This is a genomic window from Vibrio sp. V03_P4A6T147 (assembly GCF_002241085.1).
GTDB lineage: Bacteria > Pseudomonadota > Gammaproteobacteria > Enterobacterales > Vibrionaceae > Vibrio > Vibrio anguillarum.
Map to the genome: position 1 here is coordinate 1 of NZ_NDIO01000148.1, position 17,809 is coordinate 17,809.

Annotated in this window: 12 protein-coding genes; 4 read left to right on the top strand and 8 right to left on the bottom strand. The window is 45.1% G+C overall.

Going from position 1 to position 17,809, the window contains the following annotated elements; genetic code table 11:
* From B9J84_RS05600 to B9J84_RS05610, 3 genes are all read left to right on the top strand, one after another.
* Positions 1-469, top strand: a 469-nt coding sequence (locus B9J84_RS05600; protein ID WP_143698835.1) for a DUF3943 domain-containing protein, incomplete at its 5' end; no start/stop codon positions are given.
* A gap of 202 nt (positions 470-671) precedes the next feature.
* Positions 672-1,184, top strand: a complete 513-nt coding sequence (locus B9J84_RS05605; protein WP_013857004.1) for a glycine cleavage system protein R — start codon at positions 672-674, stop codon at positions 1,182-1,184.
* 359 nt (positions 1,185-1,543) lie between these two features.
* Positions 1,544-3,154, top strand: a complete 1,611-nt coding sequence (locus tag B9J84_RS05610; RefSeq protein ID WP_094123722.1) for a methyl-accepting chemotaxis protein — start codon at positions 1,544-1,546, stop codon at positions 3,152-3,154.
* Positions 3,155-3,208: 54 nt separating this feature from the next.
* Here B9J84_RS05610 and nspC read toward each other — a convergent pair whose 3' ends face one another.
* From nspC to B9J84_RS05655, 8 genes are all read right to left on the bottom strand, one after another.
* Complete coding sequence (gene nspC, locus B9J84_RS05615; protein WP_094123723.1) at positions 3,209-4,342, bottom strand: carboxynorspermidine decarboxylase; 1,134 nt, start codon at positions 4,340-4,342, stop codon at positions 3,209-3,211.
* 64 nt (positions 4,343-4,406) lie between these two features.
* Complete coding sequence (locus B9J84_RS05620) at positions 4,407-5,651, bottom strand: carboxynorspermidine synthase (RefSeq protein ID WP_094123724.1); 1,245 nt, start codon at positions 5,649-5,651, stop codon at positions 4,407-4,409.
* A 16-nt stretch (positions 5,652-5,667) separates the two neighbouring features.
* On the bottom strand, positions 5,668-8,556 hold the full coding sequence (locus B9J84_RS05625; RefSeq protein ID WP_094123725.1) for a pyridoxal phosphate-dependent class III aminotransferase: 2,889 nt from the start codon (positions 8,554-8,556) through the stop codon (positions 5,668-5,670).
* Between the two features lie 545 nt (positions 8,557-9,101).
* On the bottom strand, positions 9,102-10,247 hold the full coding sequence (gene nhaA / locus B9J84_RS05635; protein WP_026027720.1) for a Na+/H+ antiporter NhaA: 1,146 nt from the start codon (positions 10,245-10,247) through the stop codon (positions 9,102-9,104).
* A 280-nt stretch (positions 10,248-10,527) separates the two neighbouring features.
* Positions 10,528-11,661: a lipocalin-like domain-containing protein gene (locus B9J84_RS05640; protein WP_094123726.1), complete on the bottom strand. Its 1,134-nt coding sequence runs from the start codon at positions 11,659-11,661 to the stop codon at positions 10,528-10,530.
* Positions 11,662-14,115 (bottom strand): FtsX-like permease family protein, encoded by a 2,454-nt coding sequence (locus tag B9J84_RS05645; RefSeq protein ID WP_094123727.1) that lies wholly within the window; start codon positions 14,113-14,115, stop codon positions 11,662-11,664.
* Positions 14,096-14,767, bottom strand: coding sequence for an ABC transporter ATP-binding protein (locus B9J84_RS05650; RefSeq protein ID WP_013857013.1), 672 nt, complete (start codon positions 14,765-14,767; stop codon positions 14,096-14,098). The genes B9J84_RS05645 and B9J84_RS05650 overlap by 20 nt, the downstream gene beginning before the upstream one ends.
* A 123-nt stretch (positions 14,768-14,890) precedes the next feature.
* Complete coding sequence (locus B9J84_RS05655; protein WP_094123728.1) at positions 14,891-16,267, bottom strand: MATE family efflux transporter; 1,377 nt, start codon at positions 16,265-16,267, stop codon at positions 14,891-14,893.
* Between the two features lie 40 nt (positions 16,268-16,307).
* On the opposite strand from B9J84_RS05655, the gene B9J84_RS05660 reads away from it, so the two are divergent.
* Entirely contained in the window at positions 16,308-17,801 is a 1,494-nt protein-coding gene (locus B9J84_RS05660; RefSeq protein WP_094123729.1) for a DUF2867 domain-containing protein, read from the top strand.
* The last annotated feature ends 8 nt before the right edge of the window (positions 17,802-17,809 follow it).

A 17,809-nucleotide genomic window follows, 5' to 3' on the forward strand; every position in this document is an offset into this window, starting at 1 on the left:
TTATCTCAACTACATTATGCACCCCTACTTTGGCGGCGTTTACTACACCGCCGCAAGACATGCTGGATTTAATGAGTTTGAATCTTTTCTTTACTCCGGTGTTATGTCGACTTTCTTTTGGGAATATGGCGTAGAATCGTTTGCCGAGATACCGTCATGGCAAGACTTGTTTATTACGCCCTTTTTCGGTGCGGTTGTCGGTGAGCTGATGTTTGAAGCGGAACAAGATATTGTTACCACAGGTGGTGAAGTGTTGGGTTCATCGACTCTGGGTGATGTCACACTTTTCTTCCTCAACCCTGTTGGACATATCCATGGCTGGGTATCAAATGCTTGGGGAGGCGATGCCGAAGTAGAATTTAATGGCACACCTTGGTTTGGCAACCAAGATGCCGCAAAGTTTGCTTTGGACTCAGGCGCTAGCTATGATTCGCAATTTTATGGCCTTAATCTCAAAGTCAGTTTCTAAAAAACAGGGCTAAACACAAGGCCAATGCCTAAAGCCAAGGCTATTTTTGTGGCCCAAGTATGAATACTGACAAGCAAGAGACTGCGTAAATGTAAAAAATTGACTCTCATCAAGTCTTATCTAAGATAGGCCTCTACACTGAAGTGAAAGGAATTCAAGATCAACGATTTATCTTTCGTTAGCTTTCTATGGGAGGCCTATTATGAACAGTACTTTTATCGTCAATTTCGTCGGCAGTGCAACACCAGCCACAATTAAACATCTTGCCGCTATCACTCATGAAAATGGTGGAAAATGGTTAATAAGTAAAGTGAACTTTATTGAAAACCAAGTAGCTGCCGTCATTAAAATAGAGTTACCGACCTCAAATGCCGTTATCGTTCAACAAGCATTTAGAGAACAACCCGATCTTCTGGTGCAGATTGTTGATTCTGACGTACATCAACACGAAAAAGAAACGATTTACCAACTGCGGATTGATGCAAACGACCGTGCAGGCATCGTCAACGAAATCACCCACCTTCTTGATAATCAAGGTATCAATATTTTAGATATGGATTGCCAACGCGTTTTTATTGCGGGTGGCGGTGGTGTCAGCTCAAGTTTATTTACCGCCAACCTAGCCATCAAGCTCCCAGCTGCGATACAAATTGAAGACGTAGCCGATGAGCTTGAAGCGCTCAGTGAAGATACGCGCGTGATATTAGAAGTGTAATCTCGTTTACGCCCCCGAAAAAAGGAAGCTGATGCTTCCTTTTTTATCGACCTCACTATCTATTAAGTAAGATTAAAGTTGTGATTCAGTTAACAAAATCAACTAATTGCATTCGCGAAATGACGACCATATTCCAATATTAGAGAGCGGGTAACCATAATTAATCTAAGCCTGCAAATCCTAGATGCCGAATAACTTGAAGACGCCGTCAGATGGATAAACGGATGATTACTAATGAGTATTAACAAACCTTGTGACTCTGGCAATCAAACGTAACCAACATCACGGTAACCTCAAGTACAACAGGTAAACCAATATGCCCAGCAATAAGGTTGGGTTGTTTTAATGGTGGTAACGTCATGTTGAAGCTTGAAAATATTAAGGTCAGCTACAAGCTGACCGCTATTATCGCGGTTGCAATTGTTGGCTTATTGAGCTTACTGTTCATTGCAACTAGCGCGCTGAGAAGTAACTTAGTCGTAGAGCGTGAAGCGAGGTTGAACGCAGTTATCGATACTCTCCTCTCACAAATCTCACACCTTCAGAAAACACTCCCCGAAGACGAAGCTAAATCACAGGCGAAGATACTCATCAACAACACACGTTTTGACAGCAACAACTATCTTTTTGCTATCGATGAGTCTCGTCACACCATTGCCCATCCGATTCGCACTGATTTGGTTGGCAAACAGATGGGAAGCCCAGGAAAAGATACGCAAGGCGAGTTTTGGTTCACTATGGTTGAGCTTGGCAAAAATGGTCAACAAGGCACGTTGACATATCCTTGGCAGACTAACAGTGGAACACCCGCAGAGAAATTATCGGCAGTCCACGGGTTTGCGCCGTGGCATTGGATTATCGGCTCAGGCATGCTCATCAATGACATTGAAGAGGCAATCAACAAACAGATCCTCAAGATGGGAGGAGCGACATTGGCAGTTGTGTTTGTGATGGCAACGCTTGGGGTAGTCATCAGCCGAGCCATCATTATGCCGTTAGAATCAATTAAAGAAGTCATGAAAAAAGTGGCAAGCGGCGATTTAACCGCACAAGTCCCAGTAATGGGAGAAGATGAGATTGGCATTGTGGCATGTCGTATCAATGACAGCGTAAGTGCAGTGCGTTTAGCATTAATCGAGTCGGTCACCTCAGCAAACCTGCTTGCAGAGGCCGCCATTCGCATCGCTTCTTCTGCGGAAGAAACTAGCCAAGCGGTGACCAGCCAACGTGACCAATTAAGTCAGCTCGCAACCGCGATGAATGAAATGAGTGCGACAGTTGCCGATGTTGCAGGCCATGCAGAAGAGACCGCAAGAGATACATTGGATGCCAGCAAAGAAGCCGGCTTAGGCGATAAAGACGTACATTCCAGTGTGGACAGCATTAAAGCGCTCTCAAAAGAGCTGGAAGTGGCCACTGAGCAAGTGCACAAACTCAAAGAAGGCGTGATGCAAATCAGTGAAGTTACCACAGTGATCAGCGGCATTTCTGAACAAACTAATTTACTTGCGCTAAATGCAGCGATTGAAGCCGCACGTGCTGGAGAACAAGGTAGAGGATTCGCAGTGGTCGCCGACGAGGTCAGAAATTTAGCTAGCCGTACCCATCATTCCACTGACCAAATCCAAACCACCATTAACCGCTTACAGCAACTGGCCGTTAGTACATCAAACGCGATGCAAAAAAGCCAAGATCTCGCTTATAACAGTGTGGAGCGGGCAGAAAATGCAGGCAGCGATCTTTCCTTGATCGTCAGTCATATTCAGCATGTGAGTGACAAAGCAATTCAAATCGCCACTGCGGCAGAAGAACAAAGTGCAGTGGCCGAAGAAATGAACCGTAACGTCAGTGGTATTAACGATTCGGCATTGGAGATGTCACAATCGGCAAACTATTTGGCAGAAGAGAGTGAAACCTTGGCCGCTCTTTCACGCCAATTAGACGAAAGAATGAAAAGCTTTAAACTCTAAGGTGTGATTTTACAAAAATAGGCCTCACCCACTGTATGGTGAGGCCTATTGTCATCAGTTTACCGACCATTGAGATAATGAACGTTTAAAGTCTTCATAGCCAAATTCATTCAGTTTCTGAAGCTCTCCTGTACTGCGTTGACAATACACGGAAGGCATTTTAAGGCCATTAAACCAATTCAATTTCACCATGGTATAGCCCGCGCTATCCATGATATGCAACCGCTGACCAATCGATAATGGCTGTTCAAATGAAGCCACACAAAATTGATCACCCGCTAAGCAAGAACACGAGCCAATGACATACTCATGTTCACCGTTCGCACTCGCTTCTAAGATAGCCGCAGGCTCTTTGTAAATCAGTGTGTCTAAACGATGCGCTTCAGTTGCCGAATCAACAATCGCTGTTTTCATGCCATTTTCAACGATATCGACAACAGTCACCACTAAATCAGCCGTTTTCGTGATGATCGCCTCACCCGGTTCAAGATAAAGTTGAACCTGATGCTTTTCTGAAAAGGCCTTAAGCGCTAATGCTAATTTTTCTAGCGGATAACCAGGCCAAGTGAAGAACACACCACCGCCTAGGCTGACCCAATCTAACTTATCCAGATATTGGCCAAAACGCTCAGAGATCGAATCTAATAACGCAATGAACGCATCAGCATCTTTGTTCTCACAATTCATATGGAACATCACGCCATTGATGGTATCGAACACTGAGTTATCAATATGGTCTGTTTGAACACCTAAACGAGAAAACTGACGTGCAGGATTGGCAAGATCTTGCCCAGCGTAACTCACGCCAGGGTTTAAACGTAAACCCAATGACGCCTTGCCTTCAACTAAATGACGGTAAGCGGCCAACTGGGATTGCGAATTAAAAATCATTTTGTCGCAAATATCGGCCACTTCTTTAACATCAGCTTCACTGTAGCCAACGCTATAGGCGTGTGTTTCACCACCAAACGTTTCGTAACCTAATTTTACTTCAAATGGGCCGCTGCTGGTGGTGCCATCTAAGTAAGGTTTGATGATGTCAAACACTCCCCAAGTAGAGAAGCATTTTAAAGCCAAGACGAGTTTGACGCCCGACATCTCTTTGAGCTGCCTCGCGATTTGTAGGTTCGCGATCAACTGTGATTCATCAATCATAAAATAGGGCGTTTGGAGTTCGCTTTTTTGCATCTATTTATCACTCTCAAATTGAAGAAAGCCGACACATCTGCATCGGCTTAACTATCGAAAACTCTTATTTTAGAATTTTAATCTCTGGTTGCCCGATATCGAGCTCTTGAACATGCCAATCCAAACCTAATTTAGGCATCGTTTCTAAAAACAGATCAGGGTCAAGCTGCTCTAAGTTAAACACGCCCGCTTGTGCCCAATGCCCTTGGAAATACTGCAATGCCGCAGTAATGGCAGGAACGCCCGTGGTGTAAGCGATGGCTTGGTGCTCTACATCATGGTATGCCACTTCATGGTCTGCATTATTGTAGATAAAGACACTGCGCTGTTTACCATCCTTCCAACCTTGCACCCAAGTACCAATACAAGTCAGGCCTTTGTAGCCAGGAGCCAAAGAGGTTGGGTCTGGCAGCATCGCTTTAAGCACTTGAAGTGGTTGAACCACAGTACCATCTTGCAGCGTCAATGGATTTGGACTCAATAAACCAATATCACGCATGCAATTGAAATAGTTGAGATAACGATCGCCAAAACCCATCCAAAATTCAATACGTTTGGCCGGAATAAACTCTTTCATCGAACGCACTTCATCGTGCGACATGGAGTACACCTTGTGCTGGCCGCACTGAGGAAAATCAAATTCTAGCATTCGTGAATGGCAAGGAACACGCTGCCACTGCCCTTCTTCCCAATAGAAAGAGTCGCCTTGAATCTCTAACATATTGGTTTCTGGATCAAAGTTAGTCGCAAATTTCTTGCCGTGATCGCCTGCATTAATGTCCATCACATCAATACTGTCGATTTCGTCAAAGAGGTGCTTCACCGCATACGCGGCAAACACGCTAACCACGCCCGGATCAAAACCAGCACCGAGAATAGCGGTAATACCTGCTTGCTTAAATTTTTCACGAAATGCCCATTGAGGATCATACGCTTCAGGCACTTGTTGACCTTCAGAGCAAAGGTCAACAGCAACCGATGTATCTAGATAGGAAACCTTGGCTTGACAACATGCTTCCATGATTGGCACGTTTACCCAAGGAGGGCCAGCGTTGATCACAAGATCAGGCTGGACTTCTTTAATTAATGCAACTAACGAGGCTACGTCATCCGCCTTGACGGTGCGTGCCTCAAGTTTTTTAGTTGGATCTTTAAGGTTATTTTTTCCTTTGATCGATTCAATGATCTTCTCGCACTTTTCAAGAGTACGAGAAGCAAGAACAATATCACCGAGTATGTCGTTGTTTTGGGCCGCCTTATGTGCGACAACCCAGCCAACGCCTCCCGCGCCAATTTGTAAAATAGACATGGTTGTTTGTATTCCTTTATGCCTTGGCTAGCTCAGAGGCTAGTACTTCAATCTTATTAAGTAATGCTTTGAAATCTGACAGTTGTAAGCATGGGTTTAAAATGGTGAATTTAAGCGCTGTTTTGCCATCCACAATCGTCTCGCCCAACACCGCGACACCACGTGTCAATGCTTCTAAACGCAACGCTTTGTTCAACTCGTCAAAATCTACCGCTTGTTTATCCACGGAACGGAATAACACGGTGGAGAGAGCAGGCTCAGCCAAGAGTTCAAAAGCATCGTGATGCTGAACTAAATCTGCCACTTGCAGTGTTTGTTCTAGCAGATGATCGTACATTTCACCCAAAGCCTTAGGGCCTACGTTTTGCATTGTCATAAACACTTTCAATGCATCAAAACGCTTGGTCGTAGAAATAGATTTATCCACCAAGTTTGGCAGTTCATCATGTTCACGGTTAAGGTAATCCGCATGATGCAGTAGATACTTGAAGTGACTTTTATCTTTGAGCAACACCGCGCCACAACTGATCGTTTGGAAGAACAATTTATGGAAGTCGACGCTGACCGAGTGCGCACGCTCAACACCGTGCAAACGTGCTTTATGGCTACTTAGAACCAATGCACCACCGTATGCTCCATCCACATGCATCCATAGATCATGTTGCTGTGCTACATCCGCGATCGTCGACAGATCATCAATCGCACCGTGATCCGTTGTGCCTGCTGTTCCAACAATAGCGAATGGAATAAGACCTTCGGCTTTCGCTTGTGCAACAACCGCTTCCAGTTTGGTGACATCCATTGTGCCGTTTGGATTCGCATCAACCGCCAAAATGGCTTTCTCGCCCAACCCCATCCAAGAGGCCGATTTTTGCACGGTGAAATGCGATTTTTTCGAGCACACAATACGCAGCTTATCGGCATATTCAGGTAAGCCCAGCTTTTGAATAGAGTGACCACTTAATTTATCGGCAATCCAGTCACGAGCTAACATTAAACCCATTTGGTTACTTTGCGTGCCACCACTGGTGAAAATACCATCCGCCTGAGCGCCGAGTTCGTATTTCTCACACATCCAATCAATCACTTTCTGTTCAACATAGGTAGCAGAAGACGATTGATCCCATGAGTCCATGGACTGGTTTAATGCACCAATCATCGCTTCAGCCACTACTGATGGCATCAAGGGTGGCGTGTGCAGGTGAGCAATACAATCTGGGTGTTGAACGATAATGGAATTTTTGGCTACCAGATCTGCCATTTCAGAGATCACATCCTTCAATGGCGCATTTTTGTTATCCAAATCTACTGCGTAAATCGCTTCTTCAAGCTGCTTTGGATCCAAACCTGAATAAGGCGCTTTGGCTTGTTCAAAAACAGCTTTCATCGCAGAAGTGGCATGGTTCATCACAGCGGCAAATTCATTGCTGCCCATTTCACCGGTTTGGATAAAATGCTTCTTCCAGGCTTGATTTTCTGGCTCTGGATCTTTCTCGCCGCCACCTGCGGCTAAAATCGCCGCTTCAAGAGTGCGCAGGGCAAAATCGAGCTGCTCGAATGAGATGATAATCGGTGGTAAGAAACGAATAACGGATCCTTCACGGCCACCTTTTTCAACCATCAACCCACGCTCAAGTGCCGCGCGTTGGATAGCGAGCGTTAATTGGCCATCGGCCATTGGCTCGCCAAATTTGTTCATTTCACCGTTTGGTTTACGAATTTCAAGGCCGAGCATCAAACCTTTGCCACGAACTTCAGCAATACAATTCACTCGGCGTTGAATCGCTTCAAGACCTTGGCGTAGGTACTGACCCGCGACATTAGCGTGTTCAACGAGGTTATCACGTAAAATAATTTCTAACGCTTTCGCACCAGAAACCATGGCCAATTGGTTACCACGGAACGTGCCTGTGTGCTCACCCGGTTTCCAAGTATCGATCTCTTTCTTGAACACAAGAATAGACATTGGTAGACCGCCACCAATGGCTTTAGATAGGCAAAGAATATCAGGACAAATGCCAGACTCTTCAAATGCAAAGCGGTAACCCGATTTACCCACGCCACACTGAATTTCATCGAAAATTAATAAAATACCGTGTTCATCGCAGATGCGGCGTAGTTCACGCAGCCAGAATGCTGGAGCGGGAATGACGCCACCTTCACCTTGAACAGGTTCAACAATAATGGCCGCCGGTTTCATGATGCCTGCTTCGTCATCGTTCAGCAGACGTTCGATGTAGCGAATGCTCGCTTTGGCACCTTCATCGCCCCCTAAACCAAACGGGCAGCGCAAGTTGTATGGGAATGGCATAAAATGCACATCCGACATTAACCCTGTGCGACGAGCTTTGGTATTCAGGTTGCCCATCATGCCCATCGTTCCGTTGGTCATACCGTGGTAAGCACCGCGAAACGCAAACATGGTGTTACGACCCGTTGTCTGCTTCACCAGCTTGATAGCCGCTTCAACGGCATCCGCACCAGAAGGTCCACAAAATTGAATCGCGGAATTTTTTGCAAACTCTTCAGGCAAAAATGCTTTTACTTGCTTGATGAATTTGTCTTTAGCGTGCGTTGTCATATCCAATGTCTGATATGGCAGACCTGAATCTAACTGCTCTTTCAGTGCTTGATTGATCTCAGGATGGTTATACCCAAGCGCCAACGTTCCCGCGCCCGCTAAGCAGTCGAGGAAAATTTGTCCGCGCGTATCTTCTACTAACGCACCATAAGCTTGCTTGATGGCAATCGGTAGACGGCGTGGGTATGAACGAACTTCAGATTCATGCTCAATTTGATCGAGTAGAATTTGGTCCGGTGTGAGATCATAAATACCTTCAACAACAGGTACCTGAGATGAAAAAATGTTTGCGATAGTGTTATCGACTTCAAAGGCTGTGCTCATTTCCCTTCCCCTTGAATGTGAAAATTTCCGCCTATTTCCTTGGTTTGGTTTGAATATAAGGAAATATGACATAGCAATAAGCTCCGTATTAGCCAAAGGGCAAAAACGGAAATTGGTTCATCGTCTTCGATGAAAGATTACTAAATCAGAGAATCAAGGTTCGGTGATAGAACTGTCTTCAAGCACAGGGCATAGAGGAAGTACAAAGCTGATTAACGTCAGTGTGTTAAGTGATGATGAGTTCAATGTTGGGTTTCCCATTCACATGCAGCTCCCGCTGCAAGAGTATCCCGTCTATCAACAAAAGGACTTGCTGATACCTACCCTACGTAATGTCACAATCAGCCTGAATGGTCATTACGCGTGTCCCCCAGAAGCTACTGTCCGAGATTGGTGCGAAAAATATCAAAAAATAATTACGCTGGCAATAATTTTCAATAAATCGATAAAAACTTAAATTTTCTATTGATTAAGAATATTGATAAATCAAATGGTTAGTTTATAAAATGAATCAGCCCTCGTATTACGGAGGGCTGATTATATTCTTATGCGTTTTTTGGCAAAGATAAACGAAGCAATATATAGCCTACAATCGCGGCAGTGGTTGAGCCCATTAATATACCGAGCCGTGCAAACGTATCAAATTCAGCATTGGTCGGTCCAAAAGCCAATGACGAGATAAAAATCGACATTGTAAAGCCAATACCACATAGCACTGACACGGCAAAAATATGCTTGAAATTGATCCCTTCAGGCAATTTAGCGACACCGAGTTTCACCGCAGCCCAACTGAAGGTAAAAATACCCAATGGCTTACCAATAAATAGGCCAAGAGCCACGCCCAAAGGCAACATTGACGTGAGGCTAGATACGGAGATCCCTTCCAGTGAAATCCCGGCATTGGCAAATGCGAACAATGGCAGAATACCAAAAGCGACATACGGGTGTAGCGCATGCTCAAGATGTTTTAGCGGAGAATATTCGCCTTTATCACCTTTCAGCGGAATAGCAAAACCAATCACTACACCAGCCAAGGTGGCATGAACACCAGATTTAAGTACGGCAAACCATAAAATCGCACCGACAATTAAGTAAAGGCTGATTTTGGTAACATGCTTGTTGTTTAGTATAAAAAGCACACCAGTCATTAAGAAACCGACGGTTAACGCAATGGTAGAAAGATCACCGCTATAAAATAGCGCAATAATGACCACAACCCCTAAGTCATCAATAATCGCAAGCGCCAGCAAGAACACTTTTAAGCTGATCGGAACACGTTTACCCAATAACGCCATAATACCTAGCGCAAACGCAATATCAGTGGCCGCTGGGATCGCCCAACCTTGAATCGCTTGTGCATCACCAGCCGTAAACAGCACGTAAATTAATGCTGGAGCAAGCATGCCGCCGACGGCAGCAATGGCTGGGAAAATAGCCGTTTCTTTGGATTTAAGAGCACCTTCCAACAATTCACGTTTGACTTCTAAACCAATCAACAAAAAGAATACGGCCATTAAGCCATCATTGATCCAATGCGACACTGACATTCCAAACACGTAGGAATGTAAAAAAGATTGGTAAACATCATTTAGCGGTGAGTTAGCAATCATCATTGCAATTGCAGCAGCAATAACCAGCAAAATACCACCTGCTGATTCCATCTTGAAAAAGTCGCGAATCACATCACTCATGATATCGTCCTTATAGTTATGCATGTTAATAAACCATTAACAAATGAATATGACAGAGTTTATACAGTAGCTGATAGAAGTAAAAATCGCTTGTTCAGATATTAAGAATCGGAATTTCCGAGTCAAGCATAACAATACAACGTATATTCCTTGGTTTTCACTATTTTCCCATTGTTGATTAGTTTTCATGCATAACAATTTTACAACAAAATAAAAAAGGTTCACAAAAACACAAAAGGCCAAGAACAACTTGACCTTTAGATTCCACAAATATTTGAACTTAGTTACTCGTTAGTTGCATGAAACCCGTCACCTTATGACTACCATCGGTGATAATGGGGCCTTCCCAATAAGGGAGCAGAAAGGGTGACCACAAATCGCGATTCACCGCTTTCGTCACCAGATGAATATTATATTTAGGGATGTTTACCACCCATTGTAACGGGATGTCACGCTCATTCTCCGACGCGGCAGAAACGACAGGAACTAAATCAATTTCATCAGCAGATAGTGCGATCGTGGTGCCCGAATCTTTCACAATTGCCCCAAACAAATAGGGCTCTTGCTGAAAATAACGATAGCGATTAACCAATAAGGTTGTTTTGCTATCGAGTTTAACGAACAACTTATCCCATCCCTGTTTAGCGTTAGGCAGTAGATTATTACCCCACTCCTTGCTCAGCCATGCATTACCTGTAACTTGAATAGGTTGAGAGTTAACACCTAAGTTGAGCACACCTTTGACCTGCAAAAACGGTGCTTGGAGACTATATGAGGCTAAAGAAAGTGAATCATGCTTTTTTTGGTATCCCTGCTGACCAGGTAATACAAATGGCCCGGAAAGGTTATTTTTTAATGAGAGTGAAAACGTGTCCGTCGCTACGTCTAATACTCCAGGAAATGGAGTCGTCCCCGGTGCGCGCCAGTTCCAATTATCAATCCACATTTTAAACGGTTTTAATTCTAAGCCGGCTTGACCAATTCCGCCCCGCGCAATCCGCTGTTCACGCCAGACTTCATTCTTTGAAGAGATCACCACATAAGCAAGATAAAGCTGAGGACTAAGCCATCCATTGGCATCTCGAGCTTCATTAGCGAGACGAAAATAACTCCACTGGATCCCATATTGTTGCCCATGTTCATCACTGACATTCGCAAAGTAATGCCACCACTCATGTTCAAAACCTTGATGAAAATTGAAATCTTGAGGAAGTCGTACTGGGCGATTAGGAAGCACGAACTCGAACGGGAGCTCCTTCGATATTGATGATGTATCCATTTGCTTAGAAGCTGTTTCAGAAACGGCATATTCTGAAATCGTTTGCTGTGCCTGCCAATACTGGTGCCACGAATAGAGGCTGAACAATACAGCAATCAACAAAGAGCACAAAAGTACGAGGTATCGTTTCATCATTTATAACGCGTCTCTAAATGAGCTAATCGGTGGCCTTCTGACCAAACGAATAACCGGGATTGCACCTGCGCACATCAAGGTTACCATCGCCCATGCTGCCGTTTTCAAATACTCCCCGGGGATCAACTGCAGTTGGATTGTCCAACCAAAGGATTGTTTAATCACGATATCCACCACAAGACGAGCGAGTGCAAGCCCTAACGGCATTGCAATCACGAGCGCTATCGCCCCAAAAACACATAATTGCAAGCTGCCAATCACCACCAGCTCTTTACCAGAAACACCCAAACAACGCAGTAGCGAAACATGTCGCTGGCGGGAAACCTCTCCGGCTAACGTAGCAAAGAAAATACCACACACGGCAATCAACAAAGTAATACGCCCGAGTGTATCGGCGATGGCAAAGGTTCGGTCAAACACCCGCATCGCTTGAGTATGGATGTGATTGTTATCAAAAATCCGCTCAGGGCCCAACCTAAATACCGATTCTAGTCGCTTCTTTAATCCTTGGTCATTCACACCTTCGTGCAAAACCACTCCTAGCGCCACATTCCCCGTACTGGCAAACGCAAATAACCAATTTTGGTGTGACAATAAGACTTGGTGGTAAGGGTTACCATAATCGTAATACACTCCCACGACTTGCCACTTTTGGCCCAAAGGCTCAGAAAGGTCAATAAAATCACCAGGCTTAATGCCTAATTTAAGCGCCATGGATTCACTGATCATCAAACTCTTTGAATGGTGTAAATCATACCAATAGTTAGGAACAGCGAGTTTAACCGTCAACGAGTCTAACTCACCATCCGAGATACCTGTGCTGACCACTTGCAATGCACCTTTGTCAGTGGTGAAATCTTTTTCCCAACGCCACCAAACATCATTGACCTCAGGCTGCGCTTTCAACCAACTGCTCATTCTTGATGCTGAACTATTGGTAGGATAGGCATAAAGATCGGCCGCTAAACGTTGGTTTAACCATTTTTCAGTAGTGTCTCTAAAGCTACCAACCATGGTTTCAATGCCAATATTCGCCGCCATAGCAATCATAAATGCCATAGTTGCGACACCGCGATAGCTCATACTGGCGGCTGCATCGGCAAAGAACCAACGCGCTTTTACCCAAGCGAGTGAGTAGGAAAAACTGTTGAACAGCGTCCAAATAAGATAAGGCGTAAACAGCGCAACACTGAGTAACATCAACGCAATAATTGCAAAACCAGAAAGTTGCGTTTGTGGAACTTGATACACGGCAATCGCCGCGACAGTCAATGCGCAAGCAACAAGGGCTTGCAGGCGAAATTCTGTGCCAGCAAATCGAAGCAAAGAGAGACGAGCCGAAAGACGAATAGGCTGCGATTTTAGCAACCGGACGAGGGGCCAAGCGCACGCCGCGAATGCACCAATCAACGCCATGGCTAAACTGTAACTACTCCACTGCCAATTCCAGCTAATCGATAAACCGACATTAGCATCATACAAGTCACCCAAACTGGCTGAAACCGCTGGAATAAGTTGATTGGCCAATAATAACCCCAATCCGTTACCGCATATCCAGCTAAGCAGGACCATGCCAAACAACTCAATCACCAATGCTTGGGTAAGCTGCCAGCCAGAAACGCCCGCTTGCCGTAATAACCCGACTAAAGGTTGGCGCTGGATTAAAGATAAAGACATGGCTTGGTAGAATATGAATAGCCCGACCAAAAATGCCAACATACCCATTGCATTGAGATTGAGATGAAAAGCACGCGTGAGTGATTCCAGCTCAGTGCGAGAACTACGGACTAGCGTCAAACCATTAGGTAAATTATCTTTTAGTCTTTTCAGTTTCTCTGGCGGCATATCACCACAAGCAATAACAGATAAGCCCGAACTTTTCTTGAGCATACGCACCAAGGATAGATCCGCAATAACGCGTGTGCCGTTGATGAGATCTTGTTGATCGATCTGAATAGGACCTAACTTTGATTCATCATCAAGCACGATAAAATCACCCGTTTGCCAACCTTGGAGACGAGCGAGATCAACACTCACCAAAATAGGATACGGCGGATTCATCAATGATAATGTCGAAAATTCCGATAAAGGAAGGCCGCTATTGGTTGGCAACATCGCGACGGGATCAAGCCCAATCAGCGAAATATCCGTGCCATTTTTTGTCGTCAAACGATGGTTTTCAAAAGGAGCGCACTGAGAAAATCCATCACGGCGCAACTGAATATAGAAACCTTGGGGGATTTTATTGGCAATATGCTTGGAACGAATACGATAAGGTAATGGATTAGAAAACAGCTTTTCGCCATGTTCATAACTTTGACGAGCATGCTGGTTGATGGCCGTCACTCCCACCAACAATGAAACGCCAAGCGTTAAACCCAGCCATACTAGGATGATTTGTAAAGGATAACGCCGATAATGACCAAGTAGCGCCTTAACTACGGGCCATAACATGCAACAACCCTCCTTGTAAACGTACGCGACCATCCATATGCTGCGCGACTTTTTCACTGTGCGTCACCAATAATAACGTGCAATCCAACTGGCGAGTTAAGGTCGTCAATAAACGCATCACCGCCTCGGCATTACGCTCATCAAGACTACCGGTTGGTTCATCTGCTAATAAAATCTTAGGCTCCATGTACAAGGAGCGCGCGATCGCAGCACGCTGCTGCTGCCCACCAGAAACCTCTTCAGGGTATCGGCCTAGCAACGGCATTAAATCAAGCGAAGAAAGAATTTGACGCAGTAAACCTTGGTCTTCCGGCATTCCTTTCAACTGACGACAAAAGCGAATATTATCCGCGAGATTGAGGGTGGGAAGAAGATTAAACTGCTGAAATATATGACCAATGTTATTTCGGCGATAAGCGGTACGCTTATTTTCTGACGTGTCATGCATGGCAAAACTTGGAAACCAAATTTCGCCAGAATCGACAATATCCAATCCGGCAATAAGGTTGAGTAATGTACTCTTACCCGAACCACTTTCACCCATCAATGCGATTTGGTCGCCTCGGTTTAATGTTAACTCTGCCCCCTGTAGCACGGGATGAAATTCATCGCCATCTAGATAGCCTTTACACAGGTTGGTCAGCTGTAACATCAAATCGCTCGCAATCGACTAAAATTGGATTGTGAATCTACACTAATTCTCCTGCAGTAGAAAGCATTTTGGATACCGGATCACATTATGTGCATCAAATTGCACCACCTAACTGCGTTGTGTCTAATTTTCAATCAAATTTCGCATCCACTTCTTGCTTTTCATTCGATAAAGAGAACCGCCCCATTTAATCAACTCTTCAACGAGAAACAATAAATAGATGGCTTCAGGCTTAGCCCCAAGCACAATCGCACAAAATGCGGCTAACGGAATACCGATCAGCCACTGCGCGACTAAATCTTGATAAAGACAAAACTTTACGTCACCGCCAGCTCGCAACACGCCAACAATCACCGTCATTGGAATGGAACGTAAAATGATGCCAAGGCTCAGTATCACGATAAACTCTTCAGATAAAGCACGGGTTTCATCCGTCAAGGCGGTGAAAGAGTTCAGGATAGGGATCTGCACCACATACAAAGCGGCAGCGACAACCACGCCCACAAGAAGGCTGATGATAGTTAAGCCCAAGGCTTGATAATAAACGGCATCGTACTGCTTAGCGCCAAGTTGGTTACCGACTAAAACCGCAGCCGCATTCGACATCCCAATCAGTAAACTCAATGAAATCGACTCTACTGGCGTCATCACCGATAGCGCCGCTAAACCTTGCACACCACTTTGCCCCATGATGGCATGGTAGACAAATAAACCGCCTGCCCATGCAAGGAAATTAAAGGTGGTTGGCAACGAAAGCTTCAAAAAACGAGAAATGGTAGGCCATTCAATGATGGCTCGAATATCGTCAATTCCAAACGCTAACAGATGTTTCTTGGCATAGAGGTAACCGTATAAACACGCGACTTCAATAAAACCACTGAGCACGGTAGCAATCGCCGCACCTTCGATTCCCATCGCGGGAAAACCCAATTTTCCGAAAATCAGCACCCAGTTTAAAAACACGTTTGAAACAATACCGATACCGCTAAAAAACGTGCTGAGCCCCGGTTTATGCATCGCTCGCAGCCCTACCGCCATACTACTGACGCAAGCTACAGCAAACATACTGAGTGAGGTAATAATCAAATATTGGCTACCTAGCGCATTAACGATCTCGGAATCCGTGGTTAGTGCCATGATTTGACTTGGAAACAGTAAAAATAGTGCCACCGTCATTACAGCAAATAGGTTAGCGACTAACCACGTAAGTGCCGTACTTTCTCGCACGCCCTGTTTGTTTCCTGCGCCCCAATACTGAGCTGTTAACAGTGCGCCTCCGGTTGTCACGCCCACTAGCATGATGGTGGTGACAAAAGTTGCTCTAGCGGCAACGCCTACCGCAGCAATTTCAGCCTCACCTAATTGCCCTAGCATCAAAACATCCACTAGACCACGGCTAGAAAACATAATACTTTGCAAGGTGATCGGCAGAGCGATAGCCATTAAGCGACGGAAAAAATCGCCTCTTGTATGTAACACGATTTGCGAAAAAACAGACAACCGATCACCTCAAATTCAACACATTGATAGCACAGGAAAAATGAAGTCGCTATTATACGTCTGTGAGCATAATCTAACCATCTTATTTGAAGGGACCGTCATGAAAAAAGTGTTAGTACTCGGCGCATCAGGCTATGTCGGCTCACAACTGTTACCTTTGCTATTAGCGCAAGGTTTTCAAGTAACGGCCGCAGCTAGGCACATTGACTACTTAACCTCACGTGCCATATCTCATCCCAACCTGACCTTGCGTTATTTAGACCTTACCGATAAAGAGGCGACACTTGCGCTTATCCCACAATTTGAACTGGTTTATTTTTTAGTGCATGGTATGGCGCAAGGACATGATTTCGTCGACTATGAATTGTCGTTAGCGGAAAACGTTAAACAAGCCCTTGAGGTTAGCCAGGTCAAACACCTGATCTACTTAAGTGCGATTCAGCCACAAACCGGAAACTCAGAGCACCTCAAAGCACGGAAAATGACAGGCGATCTACTTAGGAAAAGTCCTGTACCAGTGACCGAGTTAAGAGCCGGTGTCATTCTTGGACCGGGATCAGCCGCATTTGAAATCATGCGTGATTTTGTTTACAACTTACCGATGCTCATCACTCCCAAATGGGTTGATTCCAAAGCAAATCCGATAGCGCTGGAAAACCTCAATCATTATCTACTTGAATTAGCTAATGAGCAGCCCGTTGCACACCAATTGTTTGAAGTCGGTGGGCCTGACACCCTCTCCTACCGCGAACAATTTGCCATTATTTGTCAGGCAACGCAGAAACCATTTCGGTTATGGTCTACCCCACTATTAACCCCCAAAATGGCTTCTTACTGGCTAGGTCTTGTCACCTCAGTCCCTTCTAATATTGGCAGAGCACTACTTGCCGGTTTAGATCATGATTACATTGCCGACTCACAAGCCATTGAAGCACGCTATCCCCAAAAACTGGCCTCCTATCGTGACGTTGTCACCAAAATAATCGAGCATGAAGGGGAATTTACACGCTCGCAGGTGTGGGGATTTGATCCAAGTGCCCTACAGCGTTGGCAACCCGGTTTTGGCTACTATCCTAAACAGGCAGGAGCAACGATTCAGACCTGCGCTTCTGCTGAGGCTTTATGGGATGTTATCCGAACCATAGGCAGCCGCCAAGAAGGCTATTTTTTTGCCAATGCACTATGGCGTACACGCGAATGGCTCGATCTTTTATTCGGTGGTGGCAAACCTGTGCGCCGCTCCCCTTGTGGCCCGGAACTGCAAGTTGGCGATTTTATTGATTCGTGGAAAGTGATCCGCTGCCAACCTCAACAGTTTTTGTCTCTTCTTTTTGGGATGAAAGGCCCAGGATTAGGGCGATTGGAATTTACCATTAAAGATCTAGGCGAAACGCGAGAACTCAATGTGACCGCATGGTGGCACCCCAAAGGATTCTTAGGGTTACTTTACTGGTTCGCGATGATGCCTGCCCACCTTTTTATTTTTAATGGCATGGTCAAAGCCATCGTCAAAAAGGCACAAAAAAAGAGCTAGCGAAATCG